The sequence below is a fragment of the Vibrio hippocampi genome (assembly GCF_921292975.1).
GTDB classification, from domain to species: Bacteria; Pseudomonadota; Gammaproteobacteria; order Enterobacterales; family Vibrionaceae; genus Vibrio; species Vibrio hippocampi.
In genome coordinates this window covers 417,977-440,898 of sequence record NZ_CAKLCM010000001.1, presented here as the reverse complement: position 1 = coordinate 440,898, position 22,922 = coordinate 417,977, and the positions used below count along the sequence as shown (strand labels likewise).

19 protein-coding genes are annotated in these 22,922 nt (G+C 44.8%); 7 read left to right on the top strand and 12 right to left on the bottom strand.

From position 1 onward, the window contains the following. Positions 1-144: 144 nt before the first annotated feature. The 4 genes from alaS to pncC all read right to left on the bottom strand — a co-directional run bounded on the left by alaS (position 145) and on the right by pncC (position 5,141). Positions 145-2,730: an alanine--tRNA ligase gene (gene alaS, locus L9Q39_RS02185; RefSeq protein WP_237483497.1), complete on the bottom strand. Its 2,586-nt coding sequence runs from the start codon at positions 2,728-2,730 to the stop codon at positions 145-147. Positions 2,731-2,871: 141 nt separating this feature from the next. Further along, positions 2,872-3,342: a recombination regulator RecX gene (gene recX / locus L9Q39_RS02180; RefSeq protein WP_237483496.1), complete on the bottom strand. Its 471-nt coding sequence runs from the start codon at positions 3,340-3,342 to the stop codon at positions 2,872-2,874. A gap of 97 nt (positions 3,343-3,439) precedes the next feature. Beyond that, complete coding sequence (gene recA / locus L9Q39_RS02175; RefSeq protein ID WP_237483495.1) at positions 3,440-4,480, bottom strand: recombinase RecA; 1,041 nt, start codon at positions 4,478-4,480, stop codon at positions 3,440-3,442. A gap of 157 nt (positions 4,481-4,637) precedes the next feature. Next, the gene (gene pncC / locus L9Q39_RS02170; protein WP_237483494.1) at positions 4,638-5,141 is read right to left on the bottom strand and encodes a nicotinamide-nucleotide amidase; all 504 of its coding nucleotides are present in this window, start codon (positions 5,139-5,141) and stop codon (positions 4,638-4,640) included. A 132-nt stretch (positions 5,142-5,273) separates the two neighbouring features. Here pncC and mutS point away from each other — a divergent pair, with 132 nt between their 5' ends. Next, positions 5,274-7,829, top strand: coding sequence for a DNA mismatch repair protein MutS (gene mutS, locus L9Q39_RS02165; RefSeq protein WP_237483493.1), 2,556 nt, complete (start codon positions 5,274-5,276; stop codon positions 7,827-7,829). Positions 7,830-7,841: 12 nt separating this feature from the next. Here the strand turns inward: mutS and L9Q39_RS02160 are convergent, their stop codons facing one another. Further along, entirely contained in the window at positions 7,842-8,630 is a 789-nt protein-coding gene (locus L9Q39_RS02160; protein WP_237483492.1) for a glycosyl hydrolase 2 galactose-binding domain-containing protein, read from the bottom strand. 150 nt (positions 8,631-8,780) lie between these two features. Next, complete coding sequence (gene rraB, locus L9Q39_RS02155; protein ID WP_237483491.1) at positions 8,781-9,197, bottom strand: ribonuclease E inhibitor RraB; 417 nt, start codon at positions 9,195-9,197, stop codon at positions 8,781-8,783. 599 nt (positions 9,198-9,796) lie between these two features. Here rraB and arcA point away from each other — a divergent pair. The 5 genes from arcA (at position 9,797) to L9Q39_RS02130 (ending at position 14,329) form a co-directional block, all read left to right on the top strand. After that, positions 9,797-11,017: an arginine deiminase gene (gene arcA / locus L9Q39_RS02150; RefSeq protein WP_237483490.1), complete on the top strand. Its 1,221-nt coding sequence runs from the start codon at positions 9,797-9,799 to the stop codon at positions 11,015-11,017. Positions 11,018-11,137: 120 nt separating this feature from the next. Continuing rightward, positions 11,138-12,142, top strand: coding sequence for an ornithine carbamoyltransferase (argF, locus tag L9Q39_RS02145; RefSeq protein WP_237483489.1), 1,005 nt, complete (start codon positions 11,138-11,140; stop codon positions 12,140-12,142). A 253-nt stretch (positions 12,143-12,395) separates the two neighbouring features. After that, positions 12,396-13,343 carry an aspartate carbamoyltransferase gene (gene pyrB / locus L9Q39_RS02140; RefSeq protein ID WP_237483488.1) on the top strand — a complete coding sequence of 316 codons (948 nt, stop codon included), beginning with the start codon at positions 12,396-12,398 and terminating at the stop codon, positions 13,341-13,343. A 13-nt stretch (positions 13,344-13,356) separates the two neighbouring features. Further along, on the top strand, positions 13,357-13,818 hold the full coding sequence (pyrI, locus tag L9Q39_RS02135; RefSeq protein ID WP_237483487.1) for an aspartate carbamoyltransferase regulatory subunit: 462 nt from the start codon (positions 13,357-13,359) through the stop codon (positions 13,816-13,818). Positions 13,819-13,939: 121 nt separating this feature from the next. Continuing rightward, the gene (locus L9Q39_RS02130; RefSeq protein WP_237483486.1) at positions 13,940-14,329 is read left to right on the top strand and encodes a RidA family protein; all 390 of its coding nucleotides are present in this window, start codon (positions 13,940-13,942) and stop codon (positions 14,327-14,329) included. Between the two features lie 81 nt (positions 14,330-14,410). Here the strand turns inward: L9Q39_RS02130 and L9Q39_RS02125 are convergent, their stop codons facing one another. Both L9Q39_RS02125 and L9Q39_RS02120 read right to left on the bottom strand, forming a co-directional pair. Continuing rightward, positions 14,411-15,220: a hypothetical protein gene (locus tag L9Q39_RS02125; protein WP_237483485.1), complete on the bottom strand. Its 810-nt coding sequence runs from the start codon at positions 15,218-15,220 to the stop codon at positions 14,411-14,413. 25 nt (positions 15,221-15,245) lie between these two features. After that, positions 15,246-16,205, bottom strand: coding sequence for a helix-turn-helix domain-containing protein (locus L9Q39_RS02120; protein ID WP_237483484.1), 960 nt, complete (start codon positions 16,203-16,205; stop codon positions 15,246-15,248). 632 nt (positions 16,206-16,837) lie between these two features. Here L9Q39_RS02120 and L9Q39_RS02115 point away from each other — a divergent pair. Continuing rightward, positions 16,838-18,613 carry a sodium:solute symporter family transporter gene (locus L9Q39_RS02115; RefSeq protein WP_237483483.1) on the top strand — a complete coding sequence of 592 codons (1,776 nt, stop codon included), beginning with the start codon at positions 16,838-16,840 and terminating at the stop codon, positions 18,611-18,613. 126 nt (positions 18,614-18,739) lie between these two features. On the opposite strand, the gene L9Q39_RS02110 is transcribed toward L9Q39_RS02115, so the two are convergent. The 4 genes from L9Q39_RS02110 to L9Q39_RS02095 form a co-directional block, all read right to left on the bottom strand. Next, positions 18,740-19,870 carry a conjugal transfer protein TraF gene (locus tag L9Q39_RS02110; protein WP_237483482.1) on the bottom strand — a complete coding sequence of 377 codons (1,131 nt, stop codon included), beginning with the start codon at positions 19,868-19,870 and terminating at the stop codon, positions 18,740-18,742. A 294-nt stretch (positions 19,871-20,164) separates the two neighbouring features. Beyond that, complete coding sequence (locus L9Q39_RS02105; protein ID WP_237483551.1) at positions 20,165-20,899, bottom strand: amino acid ABC transporter ATP-binding protein; 735 nt, start codon at positions 20,897-20,899, stop codon at positions 20,165-20,167. Between the two features lie 15 nt (positions 20,900-20,914). Further along, positions 20,915-21,862 (bottom strand): amino acid ABC transporter permease, encoded by a 948-nt coding sequence (locus L9Q39_RS02100; protein ID WP_237483481.1) that lies wholly within the window; start codon positions 21,860-21,862, stop codon positions 20,915-20,917. A 120-nt stretch (positions 21,863-21,982) separates the two neighbouring features. Then, positions 21,983-22,771 carry a transporter substrate-binding domain-containing protein gene (locus tag L9Q39_RS02095; protein WP_237483480.1) on the bottom strand — a complete coding sequence of 263 codons (789 nt, stop codon included), beginning with the start codon at positions 22,769-22,771 and terminating at the stop codon, positions 21,983-21,985. Positions 22,772-22,922: the final 151 nt, after the last annotated feature.

Genomic DNA, 22,922 nt, shown 5'->3' with positions numbered 1-22,922 from the left:
ACTGTCAGTTCAAAAACATGCAACAACATCAATATTGCTGCGCAACGTCTACTTTTAGCCTAGGTCATTCATTTTTATTCGGCTTAAAAGTAACAATGCCCAATCAACCGAAATTGACTGGGCACTGATTATCTATCGCTTAAATTACAAACGTTCTTCTAACCAAGCGCTAACAGACTTAAGGGCGTCAGGCAACGCTTCAACGTCAGTACCGCCCGCTTGAGCCATATCTGGACGACCGCCACCTTTACCGCCGACTTGTTCAGCTACCATCTTAACTAGATCGCCTGCTTTTACCTTACTGGTTAGGTCTTTGGTCACACCCGCGATGAGACCAATTTTACCATCAGCAACGTTGGCAATCAGTGCAATACCGCTACCCATTTGGTTCTTGGCATTGTCAATCATGGTACGCAGGTTCTTACTATCTGCGCCATCAAGAGCAGCAACAAGCACTTTAGTGCCATTGATTTGCTCTACTTTACCCATGATGTTAGCACTTGCGACGTTAGCTAACTTCTCTTTCAGTTGTTGGTTCTCTTTCTCAAGCGCTTTGGCTTTATTGGCTGCATCACCAATCTTAGCTTCAAATTCAGCCACTTGGGTCTCAATCGCATCAAGCGCAGCATCGCCCGTTACCGCTTCGATTCGACGGATACCCGCAGCAATACCACCTTCCGATGTGATCTTGAATAGACCGATGTCGCCCGTGTTGCTCGCGTGGATACCACCACAAAGCTCGGTGGAGAACTCACCCATAGAGAGTACGCGAACTTCATCGTCATACTTCTCACCGAATAGCGCCATCGCGCCTTTCGCTTTTGCAGACTCAATGTCCATCAACTCGGTTTGAATAACGTGGTTGGTTCGAATTTGAGCATTCACTAGACGCTCAACCTCTTTGATTTCTGCCTTGGTCATTGCTTCAAGGTGCGAGAAGTCAAAACGTAGGTTTTCAGGTCTTACTAGAGAGCCTTTCTGAGTGACGTGTTCACCAAGCACTTGACGCAATGCGGCGTGCAACAAGTGGGTCGCCGAGTGGTTGAGAGAAATCGCTGCGCGGCGCTCTGCATCGACCATCGCTTCAACGTTATCATTGTTAGCTAGCACGCCCTCAACCAATTCACCATGGTGAGCAATCGCGTTACCTAGCTTCTGAGTGTCAACGACTTTGAATAGACCCGCATTGGTTTTTAGTACGCCCGCGTCGCCACATTGACCACCCGATTCTGCATAGAATGGCGTTTCATCCAGTACCACAATCGCCTTATCGCCTGCCGATAGTGCTTCAACCTCTGCGCCTTCAACAAAAAGAGCCGCCACAGAGCTTTGACCTTGTGTACCGGTGTAACCGCAGAACTCAGTCTGTGCATCAACCTTGATTACTGCATTGTAGTCGGTACCAAACTGACCAGCTTCACGCGCTCGCTGACGCTGAGCTTCCATCGCTTTTTCAAAGCCCTGCTCATCAATCGCGAAACCGCGCTCACGAGCAACGTCGTTGGTTAAATCTGCTGGGAAACCATATGTATCATAAAGTTTGAATACTGTTTCACCATCCAGTGTTTTTTGCTCGCCTAAGCTATCTAGTGCTTCAGAAAGGATCGTCATGCCGCGCTCAAGAGTGCGACCGAAGTTTTCTTCTTCGATGCGTAGCACTTTCTCTACCACAGCTTGCTGCTTCTTAAGCTCTTCGCCCGCCGTACCCATCACTGCCGCTAACTGACCAACCAGTTTGTAGAAGAATGAGCCTTGCGCACCCAACTTATTACCATGACGGACTGCACGACGAATAATGCGGCGAAGTACATAACCACGACCTTCGTTCGATGGCATAACACCATCAACAATAAGAAATGAGCATGAACGAATATGGTCGGCAATCACGCGCAAAGATTGGTTTGAAAGGTCTTCATAACCGATAACGTCTGCTGCCGCTTTGATTAATGCTTGGAATACATCGATTTCGTAGTTTGAGTGTACGCCCTGCATGATGGCAGAAATACGCTCAATACCCATGCCAGTATCTACCGAAGGTTTCGGAAGCGGCTCCATAGTACCGTCAGCGTGACGGTTGAACTGCATAAATACGTTGTTCCAGATCTCGATAAAGCGGTCGCCATCTTCTTCCGGCGTGCCTGGACGGCCGCCCCAGATGTGATCACCATGATCATAGAAAATTTCGGTACAAGGACCGCAAGGACCGGTGTCGCCCATTTGCCAGAAGTTATCTGACTCGTATGGCTTGCCGCCTTCCTTGTCACCGATACGAATAATGCGATCCGCAGGAACACCCACTTGTTTGTTCCAGATCTCGAACGCTTCATCATCGGTTTCGTATACGGTCACCAACAGACGCTCTGTCGGTAGCTTTAGAACGACGGTTAAAAATTCCCAGGCAAAGCTGATGGCATCTTCTTTAAAATAATCACCAAAGCTGAAGTTACCCAGCATCTCAAAGAAAGTATGGTGACGAGCAGTAAAGCCAACGTTTTCTAAATCGTTATGCTTACCACCAGCGCGAACACAACGCTGTGCTGTGGTGGCACGAGTGTAGTTACGCTTTTCAAGACCAAGGAAACAGTCTTTAAACTGGTTCATACCGGCGTTAGTGAAAAGCAGAGTTGGGTCATCGTGTGGAACCAACGATGAACTGTCTACGATTTGGTGCCCTTTGCTCTCAAAGAACTTAAGGAACGCGTTGCGAACCTCGTCTGTGCTCATGTACATGCAGCTCTTCCTGAAATAATTCGAGTTAGATTTTGGGGACGTATTGTAACCTCATGAATAAGGATTCGCCTAGTATTCTGATAAAAAAGGCACAAAAGCCGAAAAAATTGACCATAATCGCCTTTTCAACCTGTGGTGCGGTTACTCAAGCTCCCCATTCAATGCATTTAAAGCGTAGCTGATCTGCTCAAAACTGTAGCCTCGATACTGCAAAAAGCGCACCTGCTTTGCGTACTCTTTAGGCTCTTTCGCTTTACCCGCTTTGAACTTTTTTTCCGCAGTCAATTTGGCTAATTCAAACCAATCGGTGGCTTCTTCAGCCATCGCTGTATCCACCACCGATTCCGTGACTCTTTTTTGGTTAAGCTCCTGTCTGATGCGACGTTCACCGTGCCCTTTGTAGATATGCTGACGCACTTGGCTTTTAGCATAACGAAGGTCATCAAGATAATTGCACTCCTTACAGAATATGATGGCTGAGTCGATCTCTGTGTCATCATAACCTTTGAGTTGCAGCTTCTGCTGCAATTCATATTCACCATGGTCACGGCGACTTAAGAGTGCTATCGCGGCTTCCTTGACAGAAAGCGTCGGTGGTTTGCGAGAATACATAAGCAAAAAACCTGTCAGTCTTGGATACAACAAAGCCCTGCATTGCAGGGCTTTTATATACTTAGTGTCAGAAACGGTCGTTCATGACAATTTGAATTTAGAACTCTTCTTCTGCTGGCGCTTCACCCGCTTCTGGCTCTTCTAGCGTCTCTGGAGTCAGTAGCATTTCACGAAGTTTTTTATCGATAGTTGAAGAGATCTCTGGGTTCTCTAGTAAGTACTTACTTGCGTTCGCTTTACCTTGACCAATCTTGTCGCCATTATAGCTATACCAAGCACCTGACTTTTCAACAAGCTTGTGCTTCACGCCTAGGTCAATCAACTCGCCTTCACGGTTAAAGCCTGCACCGTACATGATCTGTGTGTGCGCTTCTTTAAATGGTGCTGCAATCTTGTTCTTAACCACTTTGATACGGGTTTCGTTGCCGACAACCTCATCACCGCTCTTGATAGCACCGGTACGACGGATGTCTAGACGAACAGAAGCGTAGAATTTAAGTGCGTTACCGCCCGTCGTGGTTTCTGGGTTACCAAACATCACACCAATCTTCATACGGATTTGGTTGATGAAGATACACATACAGTTAGACTGCTTTAGGTTACCCGTTAGCTTACGCATTGCTTGAGAAAGCATACGTGCTTGCAGACCCATGTGGCTATCACCCATCTCGCCTTCAATTTCAGCTTTTGGTGTCAGAGCCGCAACCGAGTCGATAACCATAACATCAATAGCACCTGAACGAGCAAGCGCATCACAGATTTCAAGCGCTTGTTCACCAGTATCTGGCTGAGAAACCAATAGAGCGTCAATATCCACACCCAGTTTCTTAGCATAGATAGGATCCAGTGCGTGTTCAGCATCGATAAAGGCACAAGTTTTACCTTCACGTTGCGCTGCCGCAATCAACTCAAGAGTTAGCGTCGTTTTACCTGATGATTCTGGACCATAAACCTCAACGATACGACCCATCGGCAGACCGCCTGCACCCAGCGCGATATCTAAAGAAAGAGAGCCGGTTGAGATGGTTTCTACGTCCATGGTGCGGTTATCACCAAGGCGCATAATAGAACCCTTACCAAATTGCTTTTCAATCTGACCCAGTGCAGCGGCTAACGCTTTCTGTTTATTCTCATCCATTACTTTCTCCAAAATTACCCAGCTTGGATAACATGCTAAATTCTAAATTCGATTGCAAATTGCTTAGCGGTGTCGTGTTGAGCTAATACCGCAACTTGGCAATCATTATACTGTTGATTCATACAGTGTCCATACCTGTGTGAAAATTTTATTTTTATTAGTGAGACAAATCCACTTCTTCCGTTAGCTGTCTGTACAACACAAGTAAGGCATGCATGATTGCCTGTTGTCTGACTGCACTTCTATCGCCCAAAAACAAACAAGTCTCGACCTGCTGCCAGTCCGCTTTATCCGCCCAAGCAAAACAAACGGTTCCTACTGGCTTATCATCTGTGCCTCCCCCCGGTCCGGCAATACCACTGATCGCAATCGAGTGAGTGGCATGAGAATACTTCAACGCACCTTGTGCCATCTCTATCACGGTCTGTTCGCTGACCGCACCGACCGTCTCTAGGGTGCTCAACTGTACACCCAACATTTCCATTTTAGCCTCGTTGCTGTAAGTCACAAATGAACGGTCAAACCACGCAGAGCTGCCTGCGATATCCGTGATCGCTGTCGCGATACCGCCACCCGTGCATGATTCCGCCGTAGTTAGTACATACTGACTCTCACGCAGCAGCTGCCCCAGAGCTTCACTCAATTGTTGAATGTTGTGCATTGAACTCTCCTTTGTGTCCGTTTCAGCATAACAATATTTTGCCAGCTACTCGCAACTTTTACCCTAACTCTTTTCGCATTGTTCGGTTTCACGTATCCTTATGCCCACTAAGACACTGGCCGTAAGATTGTGATGAAAAGCGAACAAAAACATACCCCGATGATGCAGCAATATCTAAAACTAAAGGCAGAGAATCCCGATATTCTGCTGTTTTATCGCATGGGGGATTTTTATGAGTTGTTTTACGATGACGCCAAGCGCGCTTCGGCGTTGCTCGATATTTCATTAACTAAACGAGGCGCTTCCGCCGGTGAACCGATTCCGATGGCAGGTGTGCCTTATCACGCAGTTGAAGGTTACCTAGCCAAATTAGTTCAGTTGGGGGAATCGGTCGCTATCTGTGAGCAAATTGGCGATCCTGCCACCAGCAAAGGACCGGTGGAACGCAAAGTCGTGCGTATTGTTACCCCCGGAACGGTGTCTGACGAAGCCTTATTGTCAGAACGTATCGATAACCTGATTGCTGCCATTTATCATCACAATGGTCAATTCGGCTACGCCACGCTCGATATTACTTCGGGTCGCTTCCAACTTTGCGAGCCAGAAACCCACGAAGCGATGCTAGCGGAATTACAACGCACAGCCCCAAAGGAGCTTCTATTTCCTGAAGATTTTGAACCCGTCGATCTAATGGAGAGTCGCAACGGTAATCGTCGCCGTCCAGTATGGGAATTTGAATTAGATACCGCCAAACAACAGCTCAATCAGCAGTTTGGAACCAAAGATCTGGTTGGCTTTGGGGTGGAAAAATGTCATTTGGGTCTTTGTGCCGCTGGCTGCTTGATTCAATACGTTAAAGACACGCAACGTACTGCCCTGCCTCATATTCGTTCTTTGACCTTAGTCAGCCAAGACCAGTCGGTTATCTTAGATGCCGCAACAAGACGCAATTTAGAACTGACGCAAAATCTCTCTGGCGGTCAAGATAACACTCTCTCAGAGGTATTAGATCACACCGCAACAGCAATGGGTAGCCGCATGCTGAAGCGCTGGATTCATCAGCCAATGCGCTGTCTTAAAACCCTCAATTTCCGTCTTGATGCGATCAGCGAATTAAAGCAGCATGCGCTGTTCACGGAATTAGCGCCAGTACTCAAACAGATTGGTGATATCGAGCGTATTGTGGCTCGATTAGCGCTACGCAGCGCAAGACCTCGAGATATGGCACGTCTGCGCAATGCAATGCAGCAGCTGCCTGAGTTATCTCAGTCATTGCAATCCGTCGAGCACCCTTATTTACTAAAACTGGCCAAGTTTACCGCTCCAATGGTTCAAACCTGTGAATTGCTTGAGCGAGCGATCAAAGAGAATCCTCCCGTTGTCATTCGCGATGGCGGCGTCATGGCCGATGGCTACAACGCAGAACTGGATGAGTGGCGCAACCTAGCCAATGGGGCAACCGAATACCTTGAACAGCTAGAGCGAGACGAGAGAGAGCGTCACGATATCGACACGCTTAAAGTCGGTTACAACAATGTCCACGGCTTTTATATTCAGGTGAGCCGAGGTCAAAGCCACCTTGTTCCAGCGCATTATATTCGTCGTCAAACGCTCAAAAATGCCGAGCGCTATATCATTCCTGAACTTAAAAAGCATGAAGATAAGGTGCTTAACTCTCGCTCCAAGGCATTGGCATTAGAGAAGCAACTCTGGGAACAACTCTTTGATCTGTTGCTGCCGGAATTAGAGACACTACAAAACCTAGCGTCTGCGCTTTCGCAGCTCGACGTGCTACAAAACCTAGCTGAACGAGCAGACAGTTTAGACTATTGCCGTCCGCAACTCACTGAAGCGCCTATGGTAAATATTCAGGCGGGTCGCCACCCTGTGGTTGAACAAGTCACCAATGAACCCTTTATTGCTAACCCGATTGCTCTAAATCCTCAGCGAAAAATGCTGATTATCACCGGTCCTAACATGGGGGGTAAATCGACTTATATGCGTCAAACTGCGCTTATTGCTCTGATGGCTCATATTGGTTGTTATGTTCCGGCAGAGAGTGCCGAAATTGGACTTATCGACCGTATCTTCACCCGCATTGGTGCTTCGGATGATCTGGCATCGGGGCGCTCAACCTTTATGGTTGAAATGACGGAAACCGCCAACATCTTGCACAATGCCACAGAGAACAGTCTGGTGTTGATGGATGAAATTGGTCGCGGCACCAGTACCTACGATGGTCTGTCTCTGGCGTGGGCAAGTGCACAATGGTTAGCGACTAAAATTGGTGCTATGACGCTGTTTGCTACTCACTACTTTGAGCTTACCGAATTGCCAAGCCAATACCCAACTCTGGCGAATGTTCACCTTGATGCTGTTGAGCATGGCGACACCATCGCCTTTATGCATGCCGTGCAAGAGGGAGCAGCAAGCAAATCTTATGGTCTCGCAGTGGCGGGATTAGCCGGTGTTCCTAAAACCGTCATCAAAAATGCACGCCAAAAATTGACCCAGTTGGAACAGTTACCGACTCATACAGAGCCTCAAGGAGAAGTCGATACCGCCAATCAGCTGAGTTTGATCCCTGAGCCGAGCGAGGTTGAGCAGGCATTATCACAGATTGATCCTGATAACCTCAGTCCGAGAGAAGCGTTAAACGAACTCTATCGCTTGAAGCAACTGCTTTAGTTAGGTCACAAGTTACACCACGCAGTGCTGCACGTTGGTCTGTGGATCCAGTACCACATCCACAGACTCACTCTGCCCATCTAACATCACATCCAACTGATAAGGCTTATCCGACGCATTCACCAGTGGCGCTTCAATCTGAAACAGAGCTGAGACCTTATCGCAACGCACATCCACGGGTAATGTAAAACTGACGCCATCAAATTTAATGGTCGCTGACACTAAACCGGCGCGATAGGTTTGAAAATAGACATCCACTTTAAACTCGCAGCCACCACCATGATGCCAGATTTGTTGCATCGTAATGTGTTCGAGGCGAGTATGAGGAATAAACTGCAGATACGGCATGTCCCAAATCCCCAACACCGTCCCTTCCGTCTGCGCCTGATTGACCAAAGAGCAGTGTGAAGAAACACTCTCCTCATCAAGCAGCAAGTCCTCTTCGTCCTGCTCAAGAAAAAGTATTTCGATACGGTTTAAGCCGAGTTGCAGATAGCCTTTTATCTCTTTTCGATATCGTTGGTGCTTGCCATCACAGTCCATAACAGCGCGTCCATTAATTCTTATTTGTGAGTACCCACTCACAGCGGACAATACAATATCAATAGCTGAAGCCGCGAACTGCTGTTGGGTCAGTTCAAAGTCGTGCATCAAATGCCACTCCTGCTCGGCGATCATTTGTTCTGATAAATGCTTAGGCAAAACTTGGCTGATTGCTCCGGGGAGTTGCAGGTCATCTTGGGGAATCGATAGGTCAGTCAGTGGCGACAGTTGCCACAATCCTTGCAGGTTTAATCTCATTGAATTAGATGATTTAGATCAATTTTTCAGAGTATAGTGAAATCATCAACAGAAAGATAGACAACAAAATCGCTTCACAGATAACAAAAAAGGCCAGTAATACTGACCTTCAAATTTCATGCTATAGCGATGAATGTATTAAGAGCGAGATTACTCTTCATCATCCTCATCAGAATCGTCATAGATAGCATCTTCACCTTCATAATAAGTACCCCAGCCATCGTAGATGATGTCGTACTTTTCTGCTAATTGAACCAGTTTTTCAACTTGAGCATCAATCTGCTCAGGATTAAGAGCTGACTCCATTGTCGCGTCACAACAAAGCAGTTTATTGCCGTCTTCGTCTTCTGTCTCTTCGGCTTCTAACACCTCAAAGCCCATTTTGAATGCTTCAACTACCGCTTTTTCAAGTCGATCAAAGTCTTCAGCAAACAAGTGGTGTTCGATCTCATATAGCGCATCTGGATCGCTGCCATCTTCAATTAAGGCTTGAATAATATCACGAGTATCTTCTTTCTGAATCTCGATCAATTGTTCAACGGTTAGATACTCATCTTGTTGAGACATAAATGTGCTCCAGCTAAAATTAGGTTAACGCTGTGAATGATACGGTAACTCTCTATAAATCGAAAGATCCCAATAAGATGTTTCCCAACATTATTTGCTGTTTCCCCCGTTGCTCAAATCATGCACCTCGCAACATGACAAATAGTCACACACCCAAAAAGTGACTTAGATCACACTAAGAACCTTTTAACACTTTCTTAATTCCGTCCGATGGCAAGCCGATTCACGAGCCGCTGTATTTGGAAACTGTCTAGAGAAAAACTATTTACCTCGTCACAAGTTGTCATCTTTTAATTCATGTCTCGATTTTGCTTAGTTTTTTGTTTTCTCACTAATCATACCGCCTATTTCTGCCTATTTATTCATTATTGTTCAGGGTTTATCTGCTGGATTTTTGTCACTTCTGTGCATATTAAGTCAAAGTAAAAACATTACCTTTCAATACAATAAGGCAGTGAATAGGACTGAATCTTGATATTTGCATGCTAAATATCCCTGCGATATCTCTCCATAACCGTCAGTTTCACCCTAGTGGCTCGCTTGCAACTTAACCCCAAGCTTGTCATAAATACGGCTACCCAAAGTTGAAAGGAATCACAATGAGTAAGTTGTACGTTGGATCAGAAGTCGGACAGTTACGCCGAGTTCTACTGAATCGTCCAGAAAGAGCCCTCACGCATCTCACCCCATCAAACTGTCATGAACTACTGTTTGATGATGTACTGGCCGTTGAAGCGGCTGGAGAGGAACATGATGTGTTTGCTGACACTCTGCGTCAGCAAGATGTCGAGGTCTTGCTGCTGCACGATCTACTGGTAGAAACATTAGCCGTCAAAGAAGCAAGAGAGTGGTTGCTTAACACCCAGATTTCTGACTTTCGCTATGGTCCTATTTTTGCCGAAGAGTTGAGGCTGTATCTCGCAGAGATGGACAATGAGCATCTTGCGACCATACTGTTAGGTGGTTTGGCTTACTCTGAGCTTCCCATCAAAACGCCGTCCATTTTGCAAAAAATGAGTCGACCTCTCGACTTTGTGATTGAGCCACTGCCTAATCATCTGTTCACCCGAGATACTTCTTGCTGGCTGTATAATGGTGTCTCATTAAATCCGATGATGAAACCCGCAAGACAAAGAGAGACTAATCATCTAAGAGCGATCTACCGCTGGCATCCGACATTCGCCGGACAAGACTTTATCAACTACTTCGGTGATGATGATCTGCACTACGACAATGCCAATATCGAAGGCGGGGATGTGCTCGTAATTGGTAACGGTGCGGTATTAATTGGTATCTCTGAGCGCACCACGCCACAAGGCGTAGAAAACCTCGCGGCCAGTTTGTTCCGAACTAAGCAAGCGTCTCAGGTAATCGCGATTGATCTTCCTAAACACCGTTCCTGTATGCACCTTGATACGGTCATGACACACATGGATGTTGACACTTTCTCTGTCTACCCAGAGATCATCAGCAGTAAACTTGATACTTGGCGTTTAACTCCAGCCGCAAATGATCATATGAAGGTGGAGAAACTCCCCAGTTATCTCAATGCGTTGGAGTCGGCACTCAACCTCGATCACCTTAAGATCATCACAACGGGTGGGGATAACTATGAAGCCGAACGGGAACAATGGAACGACGCCAATAATGTGCTCACCGTAAAACCGGGTGTCGTCATTGGCTATGAGCGTAACGTTTACACCAACGAAAAATATGATAAGGCGGGCATCGAAGTTCTCACCATTCCTGGTAATGAGTTAGGACGAGGACGAGGCGGCGCTCGTTGCATGAGTTGTCCGATTGAACGCGACGGATTATGACATATTTATTTACCAAAGCCTCTTAAATGAGGCTTTTTTGGCAATTAATCAAAATAAATATTCACATTAAGAGCATTTATATGTATAAATCATACTAAGTCTAGCAAAAAGGAATGTATGATGGCTTACAATCTTCGCAATAGAAATTTTCTCAAACTTCTCGATTTCACTCCCAAAGAAATCCAGTTCTTACTTGATCTGTCTCAGCAACTGAAAGCGGCTAAATATGCGGGTACTGAGCAGAAACGATTAGTCGGTAAAAACATTGCGTTGATATTTGAAAAAGCCTCGACACGAACTCGCTGTGCTTTCGAAGTCGCCGCTTTCGATCAAGGCGCACAAGTCTCTTATATTGGTCCATCTGGTTCGCAAATCGGTCATAAAGAGTCAATGAAAGACACCGCTCGCGTATTAGGTCGAATGTACGATGGCATTGAATACCGCGGTTTTGGTCAATCTATTGTTGAAGAACTCGGTGCTCATGCTGGCGTGCCTGTTTGGAATGGTCTGACCGATGAATTTCACCCTACCCAAATTCTGGCCGACTTTTTAACCATGCTAGAACACGGACAGGGTAAGCAACTTAACCAACTCTCTTTTGCTTATCTTGGCGATGCTCGCAATAACATGGGGAACTCTCTTATGGTTGGCGCGGCAAAGATGGGAATGGATATTCGATTGGTCGCGCCCAAAGCTTTCTGGCCGGAACAATCACTGGTTAATGAATGCTTGGCGATTGCCGAGAAAACCGGAGCAAGCATCACGCTTACTGACGATGTCACGTCAGGAGTTAAAGGCTGTGACTTCTTGTACACGGATGTTTGGGTTTCGATGGGTGAATCCGCTTCTGCTTGGGAAGAACGCATTAAGCTAATGAAACCCTATCAAGTCAACAAGGCTATGATTGAGGCGACCGAAAATAGCAATGTGAAATTTATGCACTGCCTACCCGCTTTCCATGATGACCAAACCACGATTGGTAAAGAGATCGCCGATAAATACGGTTTAAATGGTTTGGAAGTGACCAACGATGTTTTTGAATCTGAATACTCGATTGTCTTCGATGAAGCTGAAAACCGCATGCACACGATTAAGGCGGTGATGGTAGCAACGCTAGGCGCATAATGGTGTGTAATTGATAAGAATCAAGCTTAGCAACGCAAACGCTTGCGCTAATTTATCTTAAGAGTATAATTCCCGGCAATTTGTCTAAGGGAACTCACTCAATGATGCCGAAAATATTCATAATACAAAGTGGTAATACACTGTTTGTTGCTGAATATGGCTCTGTTGATTATCCCATAATAATTATTTAAGCCTCCCATTATTGGGGGGCTTTTTTATGACTGTTCACTTTTCAACTTAAGGGAAGATAAACATGGCGAACTCGCTCTATCAAAAGCACATTATCTCGATTCCGGAACTGTCACGTGAGGAACTGGAACTCATCGTCACGACTGCAGGTCAACTTAAATCAAGCCCGCAACCCGAACTTATCAAAAATAAAGTGGTAGCAAGTTGTTTCTTTGAACCTTCAACTCGTACTCGTCTCTCTTTCGAAACCGCCATCCAACGTATCGGTGGCGATGTTATCGGCTTTGATAGCGGTGGTAACACCTCGCTAGCAAAGAAAGGAGAAACCCTAGCAGACTCGGTTAATGTTATCTCTTCTTATGTTGACGCATTTGTGATGCGCCACCCTCAAGAGGGGGCAGCGCGCCTTGCGTCTGAATTTTCCAATGGCACACCGGTGATTAATGCTGGTGACGGCGCTAACCAACACCCAACGCAAACCCTGCTTGATCTATACAGCATATACGAGACGCAAGGACGCCTTGATAACATCAATGTCGCCTTTGTGGGTGACTTGAAATATGGGCGTACCGTCCACTCTCTGACGCAAGCACTGGCTAAGTTCGATAATATTCGTTTCTTCTTTATCGCACCGGATGCGTTAGCAATGCCTGACTATATCTGCGAAGAATTGGAAGAATCAGGCATTCAGTTCAGTCTGCACAACGACATGGAAAGTGTGATTCCTGAGTTAGACATTCTCTATATGACTCGAGTACAAAAAGAGCGTTTCGATGAGTCAGAATACGCCCATATTAAATCAGCCTATGTGCTGACCGCTGCGACTTTAAAATCGGCGAGAGAAAACCTCAAGGTGCTACACCCGCTTCCACGTGTCGATGAAATCACGACTGATGTGGATAAAACACCGCACGCATACTACTTCCAACAAGCAGAGAACGGTGTTTATGCCCGTGAAGCTCTGCTAGCACTTGTGCTGAATGAAACTGTCTCAACTCAAGCATTGTTATAAGGAATCAATCATCATGGCTAAAGAGAAGCAACTACAAGTAGAAGCGATTAAAGACGGTACTGTGATTGACCATATTCCCGCGACCATTGGCGTTAAGGTACTGAAGTTATTTGGTATGGATAAGTCAAAGCAAAAAGTGACGATTGGTCTAAACCTGCCATCGTCAGCGCTAGGACACAAAGATCTGTTAAAGATTGAAAACACCTTTATTACCGAAGAGCAAGCAAACAAGCTGGCACTGTATGCGCCACACGCAACGGTTAATCAGATCGAAAACTATCAGGTATGTAAGAAGCTAGCCTTATCACTACCTGAAGTCGTCACTGGCGTATTTGAGTGCCCAAACAGCAACTGTATTACGCACAATGAGCCTGTTGATAGCAGCTTTAAAGTGTTTGAGAAACACCAAGATATTCGCCTGAAATGTAAGTACTGCGAGAAAGTGTTCTCTCGTGATATCGTCACTGAGAGCTAACCTCTTCGTAAAACACGAGCGAAAACACCAAAAAATGAAATCAAGCTGACTTTATGTTAGCTTGATTTTTTTCTGACTGCTTGGCAGTCTAGTGTTCCTATACATCAATATGGATAATACGATGACCAAAGTTCTTCACACAGAATCTGCACCCGCCGCTATCGGCCCTTACATTCAAGGTATTGACCTAGGCAACATGGTTTTGACTTCTGGACAGATCCCAATTAACCCAGAAACAGGGGAGATTCCTGTAGCCATCACAGAACAAGCACTGCAGTCACTGAACAACGTAAAAGCTGTGGTTGAGTCTTCTTGTCTGACTGTGGGTGACATCGTAAAAATGACCGTATTTGTCAAAGATCTTAATGATTTCGGCGCGGTCAACGAGGTCTATGGTCAGTTCTTTGATGATCATAACGTTGCCAACTACCCAGCTCGCTCTTGTGTCGAGGTGGCTCGTCTACCTAAAGATGTTGGTATCGAAATCGAAGCTATCGCAGTACGTAAATAGCGTCCTGCGGACACAAAAAAGAGTGCTATCCAAGCACTCTTTTTTCGTTTCTGGTGATCGACTTTCTTTTGCTCCGGCTGATTAGCTCTCTTTTTTACTATCGAGAATCGCCTGTATTCTTGGGTCTAATTCACCACCATGCTTACGCTGGTATTCCTCACGCTTCACATCGACAAGGTTCTTCACAGAATACTGAGCCAACGCCTTTGGCGGTTCAGTGACTAACTTGCCTTTCTCTTGCAAACTTTGCGCTTCCAAATAGAACTCTTTAAAACGCTTGTTGATCATTGACTGTGGCAGGCGACGCAGTTCATAGCCCTTATTTTGCATGATCCATTTTTCAATCTGGTTCTGCGGATCTTTGGCTGAAACTCGGTTGAATGATTCTGCTAATTCCGACTCCGTGGGCTGATTCTTTAACAGCGTCAATTCACCCATGATCGGCGGCCACTTCTCCCCCGCTTGTAATCGCTCACGGCAGTGTTGCATGATTCGCATCAATTCAGCTTCCGTGACACTATCGGCAAAATCGAGAAAACGACCCGTTGGACGGCGACCATAAGACTTGATCCATGTCGATTCATAGATACTAAGCAGCGTGCCAAAAATATAGTTACACCAATCGCTTGGGGCACGTTCATTTTCTTGATTGGTTGTAGCAATTGACTGCTGAGCCGCCATCAGTTGTGTTTGTTGCTCTTTTATTTGTTGCGGCTTTATTTGCTGCTCTTGCGTTGCCGGCACTTGACTAGACGGCGTTTGGGGCGGACTCACTTCTGAATTCGATTGCGTTCTTTTGAGGTGGTCCAGATTACTGTTCACCCCCATTTTTCTCAACTTCTGCTCCATTGCACCGAAGTCGAGATTTTTAGGCTTGTTACTGTTGCTCATACACCATTACCTCACGAACAATGAATTAAAAGTTAGGGTTCTTACCCTGACCACGCAAGAACTCTCTGAACTCTTCCGATGGACTGACATCCTGCGATGGATTTCCCTGATACGATTGACGACGACGCTCTTCTGACTGTTTACGTCTGTCTTCCGCTTGTTTTTCATTAACAATCCACAAGCGTAATTTATTTAATATTTGATTAATAGTGGTAAATTCATTCGCACGCGCTTTGTAATAGACCACAAATTTTTCCCAAAACAGCTTGGGGTCGACCTCTAAACGAGAAAAAGTGATGGTCTGCATCGCCCAATCGGGTATCGCGAACTCATTAAGCTCATGAGTCGAAATATACTGACTGCTTTGACTGGACTCTGGCATCTGTGGTGATGACTTCTTATTCGACTTGTTACTCGCATGGTTACTCGAATGGTTAGCCACTTTCGGTTCACCTATCAGCTCTTGTAACTGACCTGAACGCTTAGCAAACTCCAACCAATCCTCTAGCTGCCGCGCTAGTCGATTAATATTGGTGGTTGTGACGCCATTTTGTCGTGCAAAGTTTTGCCAAACCACATCACGGCAATGAGGAGGCACTTTATAAAGATCAAAGGTTTGAAAAGACCAGCCAGGTGCATTGGAGTTTTGCATTGTCGTGACTTGTGGCTCAGGCTGATCTTTTGGTGCTGAAGTCTCGATAACCGGTAGTTGATTCGACTCCACTATCGTTAAGCGCAAGTGATGGACCTGAGGCTTAACGTGATTATCCGTTCGAACTTTGTGCACTAATCCCTTGTTGGCAAGAGCGGTCAACATATCAGCTAAAGCAAACTCTCCCATCAAGCATTCAGCGGCTATCTCTTTTAATGAAATCGCTACAGAACCATCATGACCCGATAAATCGGCCAATTTGAGTAATACTAGCTTTTCATTGGCCTCTATATGAGTTTGTTGCCAAGCAATATGGGTAAACTTTGCGCTCACAGTCAATCTCCTATCTGTATCCTGTGATTCTAGCGTTTCAATATGCCAGAAACAAATCACAGACCTACATCCTACGCATTATTCTGAGAAAAACTGTCACACAGCCCAAACAAGGCGGTTTTAACAGGACAATTTCGAGAGCCCCACGCTCTATACCCAAGTGACCTCAATGCTCTTAGTTATCCCGCCAACACTCTCAAAATGCAAACTTCACTATTCTCTTTCTTTTGTAACACAAAAGAACAAATATTTAATTTTAGACGCTCAATTTATAAACAACATTGAGTAGTAAAAAGCCAAGAAAATTAATTAACAATACATTCCAGCCCTTAGAAATAACCACAAAACACCCAGCAACAAACGCTTTTCAATAATTAATAAAAAGTAAATTCAATTATATTTATCCTATGGATAAAAAACCTTTTAATCTCTAAATTAAAGTACCAACAACAAGCATAAGTAACTGTTTTAAATGACATATACACACATCAGCACATATCGAAACAATTACCCAACATTTATTTATTTTCCAATATTCAAAATAGCATCACACATTGAAAATATAATACTACAAATAAAAAAAGCGCTGGATATTATGTGCGCATATTTCAACGAATGTGAGAATACCAAAAATGGAACTCAATACTTTTATTGTTGGCATCTACTTCCTATTTCTAATTGCAATTGGATGGATGTTCCGTACATTTACTAGCACGACCAGTGATTACTTCCGTGGGGGCGGTAATATGCTGTGGTGGATGGTAGGTGCAACCGCGTTTATGACCCAGTTCAGTGCTTGGACCTTCACCGGTGCGGCTGGTAAAGCGTACAACGATGGTTTTGCTGTAGCGATGATCTTTGTTGCTAACGCATTTGGCTATCTAATGAACTACTTATACTTCGCTCCAAAATTCCGTCAACTGCGAGTCGTCACGCCTATTGACGCAATTCGTATGCGTTTTGGTTCGAAGAACGAACAAGTATTTACTTGGTCTTCTATGCCTAACAGCGTTATCTCTGCAGGTATCTGGCTAAACGGTCTTGCCATTATCGCCTCTGGCATTTTTGGCTTTGATATGGAAACAACTATCTGGTTAACCGGTTTAGTGGTTCTTGTTATGTCCGTAAGTGGTGGTTCATGGGCAGTTATCGCCTCTGACTTCATGCAGATGGTGATCATCATGGCGGTAACCGTAACATGTGCGGTTGTAGCAGTGATTCACGGCGGCGGTGTTGACAACATCATCAACAGCTTCCCTGTTCAAGAAGGCGCATCATTCGTTTCTGGTAACAACCTAAACTACGTTAGCATCTTTGGTATCTGGGCTTTCTGTATCTTTATGAAGCAGTTCAGCATTACCAACAACATGCTTAACTCGTACCGTTACCTAGCAGCAAAAGACTCGAAGAACGCGAAAAAAGCGGCACTTCTAGCTTGTGTATTGATGACTATGGGTCCAATCATTTGGTTCCTACCTTCATGGTTTATCGCAGGTCAAGGTGTGGATCTAGCGGCTCACTACCCTGAAGCTGGTAAAAAAGCGGCAGACTTTGCTTACCTTTATTTCGTAGAGAAATACATGCCTGTCGGTATGGTTGGATTATTGATTGCGGCAATGTTTGCAGCGACCATGTCTTCTATGGACTCAGGTCTTAACCGTAACTCAGGTATCTTTGTTATGAACTTCTATCAACCTATCATTCGCCCTAACGCGACTGAAAAAGAGTTGATGATTGTCTCTAAACTGACTTCTGCGTTCTTTGGTATTGCCATCATCCTTATCGCGCTATTTATCAACTCGCTAAAAGGATTGAGTCTATTTGACACCATGATGTATGTGGGTGCACTGATCAGCTTCCCAATGACCATTCCAGCATTCTGTGGTTTCTTCATTAAGAAGACACCTGACTGGGCAGGTTGGGGCACACTAATCGTTGGTGCTATCGTTTCTTACATTGTTGGCTTTATCATCACAGCAGATCATATCGAATCTTGGTTTGGTCTAAACGAGCTAACAAAACGTGAGTGGGCTGATCTGAAAGTGGCTGTTGGTCTAGTTGGTCACATGGTGATTACTGCAGGTTTCTTCTGCGCAACAACACTGTTCTACAAACCACTTGAAGAAAAACGCCAAAAAGACGTGGATCTATTCTTTAGCAACCTAGCGACTCCTCTAGTCAACGATTCAACTGACCAGAAGAAACTAGACAACAAACAAAGAAAGATGTTGGGTTCTCTAATCGCGATCTCAGGTGTTGGTGTAATGGCTATGTTTGCCCTACCTAACCCACTGTGGGGTCGACTAACCTTCGTTCTGTGTGGTGCGATTGTATTGGGTGTTGGTCTACTTCTAGTCAAAGCGGTCGATGACGCTGTCGAGAAGCAAACTGAACAAGCTGCTAGCTAGCAATTAACCTATGTAATTACAAATAACCTACGTAATAACAAAGCCTTAGCATGACTGCTAAGGCTTTTTTTACTCACTCATTGGCAAGTCAGTGGCGCTATAAAAGCTAAATCACTTAAGCACTCATTAGAAGGTAAAAGCTAGGTTGGCTGAGGCTCCAAATTGATTATCACCAGCATAAGAACCCGCTAGATCAAGTGACACAAGATCCCATGGGCTGATACCAATACCAGCGGTGAAGCTATCTTCTAGATTATCTGCAAGATCTTTCTCGTAACCTGCGCGCAACTGAGCCCAGTCCCATGCATTAAGTTCTAAACCTAGGCGTAAGAATTGTGTTTCATCACCCTCAAAGTCAAAGCGCTCTTGCTCGGTTAGATCAACATCTACCGTCGCCGTCAATAGTTGAGCGGCATAACCTGCACCTAGGGTATAAGTTGGCGATAAGGTATAAGTGAGATCGGTATACATGGTGTCAATCTCTTGCTTAATCAAGTTCTTACCAACCACACCAACACGCCAGTTGCCTTTGTACCAAACCGCACCTAAATCAAGGTTAAACGCGCTTTCCGAAATCTCACTTTGATCGTAGTCGTCAAGATCAAAGTCATCTAACGTTGAAATATCACTGTAAGTACGTAGATCTTGATATTTAGGGCTAACACCAAAAGAAACACGCTCACCTGCGATAGTAAATTCTTTAGCCAACGCTACACCAAATTCCACAAGACCAAATCCGGTAGTGGCAATTTCTGCATTGTCATAACGGTCTTGCGGATCCGTTTCATTTCCAATCTCCGCATCAGTAATCAGCTCTACATAGCTTGAAGCAAACAAGTTGGTTGACATGTATTGGTTTGGAATCGAAATGGCCATTGCCAGACCGGCATTCACGTTAAGTGGCTGAGCTTCTGACAAGTCAGTCAAGTAATCATCCAGTTTATCGAGGTCACTCTGAGATGGCGTGTTACCTAAGCCGTCATAGAGGTCTTGCGCGTCATCAATGGTCGTCAGTGCATCATCTTTATCATACACAGTGGCACCAATCGCTGGAATCAAGATACCAAAGTCATCTTCTGTACGGTATGCCGCGCCCAATGCTGGGTTGTGAAAAGGAGCCGTAAGAAAGTCGGCTGAAACAACCCCGGTATTACCCATTGCCATAGAGCGGGCATCGGCTGAGAAAGTATTAGAAAAAGCGGAGCTAGAAACACAGCCCATGCCCACGGCAAGCGCCAAGAAACGTATGTTAAACATAAACAATTCCCTTTATTTTAGTTATCAGTTGATACTCATGAAGTTAAAGACAAACTAAATCATCTTTAGGCTAAGCCAATGATTATAAATAACTAAACAAAAAATTACATTAAATTACGTTTCGTATAAATTCAACTCAACTAGACACCAAATAATTAACATAAAAAAAGCTGCTCATTCGAGCAGCTTATGCTGTATCCATCGTTTTAAAAGTCTATTTTTCACTATATAGCCGTGCTTGTACCCTTAAATATAACGGTTACTTCTGTGTAAAAAAGTGAGTATTCAATGCGGTTACAGCACCTTAGAAAGAAACTGCTTTAATCTTGGGTTGGTCGGGTTATCAAAAAAAGCATCCGGGGTATCGGAAACCAATAACTCACCATCTTCCATAAATAACACTCGATCAGCCACTTCTCTCGCAAAGCCCATTTCATGAGTCACCACGACCATAGTCATGCCGTCTTGGGCCAACTCTTTCATGACATCCAACACTTCACCCACCATTTCTGGATCAAGAGCAGAAGTCGGTTCATCAAACAGCATGATGTTAGGCTGCATTGCTAATGCTCTAGCAATCGCCACACGCTGTTGCTGACCTCCAGAAAGGTGCGCCGGATAATTGTCCATTCGCTCTGCAAGCCCAACCTTATACAGCAACTGCTTTGCTTCCGCTTCGACTTCTTGTTTATCACGGTTAGCGACTTTTAGCGGCGCTAGCATCACATTTCCCAGAGCACTCATATGCGGGAATAGATTGAAGCTTTGAAAGACCATGCCGACATCCGCTCGTAGCTTATTGATGTCTGTTGACTTGGCATACATATCCATACCATCAACAACAATGTTGCCACTATTGATTTGCTCAAGTTGATTAAGGCTACGCAAGAACGTCGACTTACCTGAACCCGATGGTCCAACGATCACGATGACTTCACCTTTGTCGACAGAGACCGAGACATCTTTCAGAGCGTGGCAGCCATTGGGATAAATTTTGTTTACCTTCTCAGCGGTAATTATATGTTCCATCATGTCACCCTCAGATTAATCGCTCGCAGACAGTTTCTTTTCTAACAGTTGAATAGCCCAAGATAGACCGCCTGTCAGTACAAGGTATAGCGCCGCAACGGTAAACCACACCTCAAATGGAGCAAAGCTCCCACTCACAACCTCACGACCTGCTTTAGTCAAATCAGTAATTGAAATCACAGAGACTAGTGATGAGTCTTTAATAAGGTTAATAAACTGCCCAGCTAAGGGTGGCAATGTTTGCTTAAAGGCTTGCGGCAAGATCACGTAGATCATCGCCTTGGGGTAATTCATCCCCAGTGAACGAGCCGCTTCCATCTGCCCACGCGGGATGGATTGAATACCCGAACGGACAATCTCGGCAACATAAGCCGCAGTAAAGACAGATAGGGCAACGACACCGGCAGTAAAGCGCTCTAAATCTAATACTGTGCCGATGAAGAAATAAACGATAAAGATCTGAACCAGTAAAGGGGTGCCGCGAATGATTTCGATATAAACAATCGACAACTTCTTTAGTGCTGGATTACTGGAAATCCGCATCAAGCCAATCACCAAGCCGAGAGCCAGAGCAATCGCTAGTGACCATAGAGAGATTTTAACAGTGACAATAACACCATCCAGAATCGGACCTTTTCGCCACTCTTCGACGCTGGCGAGAACATCACCTTCAAAAATTAAATCACCTTCATACACGTCGACCGTGTCGTAAGCACTGAGGTCAACGACGACTTCTCCGCTCAGGTTTTCTAAAACCAGTTGGTTATTTTCACCAACAACAATATTACCATCTTCAGGCGCCGTCACTGCCGACGCCGCATTAGTGGCAATATAAGGAACAACGCGGTCCCAGTTCCAGTTGTAGTTGATTCGCTTGCCTGATAAGTAAACCAGACTAGCAATCGCCACCAAAACTAAAACAAAAACGGCATTCCACAACAAAGACTTATTATTATTTTGCATGTGCTACCAAGAATAGGTTGAAGTGCATCTTCGACAAAAGCCGATAAAGTCGCATAATCTCAAAATCGTGCTTAACCGATTCAAAGATTATGCGAATCAAAGAGGTAGGTAAGCTGAAGTTTATTTAACTTGCTTCAACCACTTGTCGTCATTAAACCATTTGTTATAGATACGATCATAAGTACCATCACCCTTGATTTGGCGTAAGTAGCCATTCAAGAAGTTGATAGTGTCAGGGTTGCCCTGAGGAACCGCCCAACCTAATGGTTCATAAGTGAAAGGCTGAGATAGGTGAACAAGTTGACCTTTGTTCTCAGCATTGTAGATAGCGTTGTACGGTAGGTCATAGATGAACGCATCAACCTTACCATTGGCAACTTCTAGCACAGCTTCAGATTGAGTTTCATAAAGATTAACTTTCGCTTTAGGTAGATAGCGTTTAATCGCCTGCTCGCCTGTTGTGCCTAACTTAGTCGCCACAACAAAGTCGCTGCTGTTAAGATCACGGTAGTTGGCAATCTTGCCTTCGTGCTTAGGGTTCATCAGGATAGATTGACCAATAACAACATAAGGGTCAGCAAAGTTAACCTGAATGTTTCGCATTGGAGTAATCGTCATACCACCCATGATCATGTGGCATTTACCCGTTAGCAGCGTTGGAATAATCCCATCCCAAGCGGTATTAACAGGTACATATTTCACACCAATGGCACGAGCCATCTGTTTACCTAAATCGATGTCAAAACCAATATATTGACCATTTTTCGCCGTCATCTCAAACGGCATATAGCCAGAGTCAAAACAAACTTTTAACTCGCCAGACGCTTTAATGTCGTCAAGAATTGGATCAGCAAATGATGGTGCAGAGGCAGCTAACGACAGTGCGGTTACGCACAATAACTTTTTCATTGATATTCCCTTATCGATTGTAAAAAATTAGTTATAAAAACTAGAGCAAGAAAAACCATACTATACAATCCATTGAGAATCAAAGCCGAGCCGAACTGATATTAGCTGAAGTTATGTGCTGAAAATCGACGTATAAATCAGCATAAAGGGC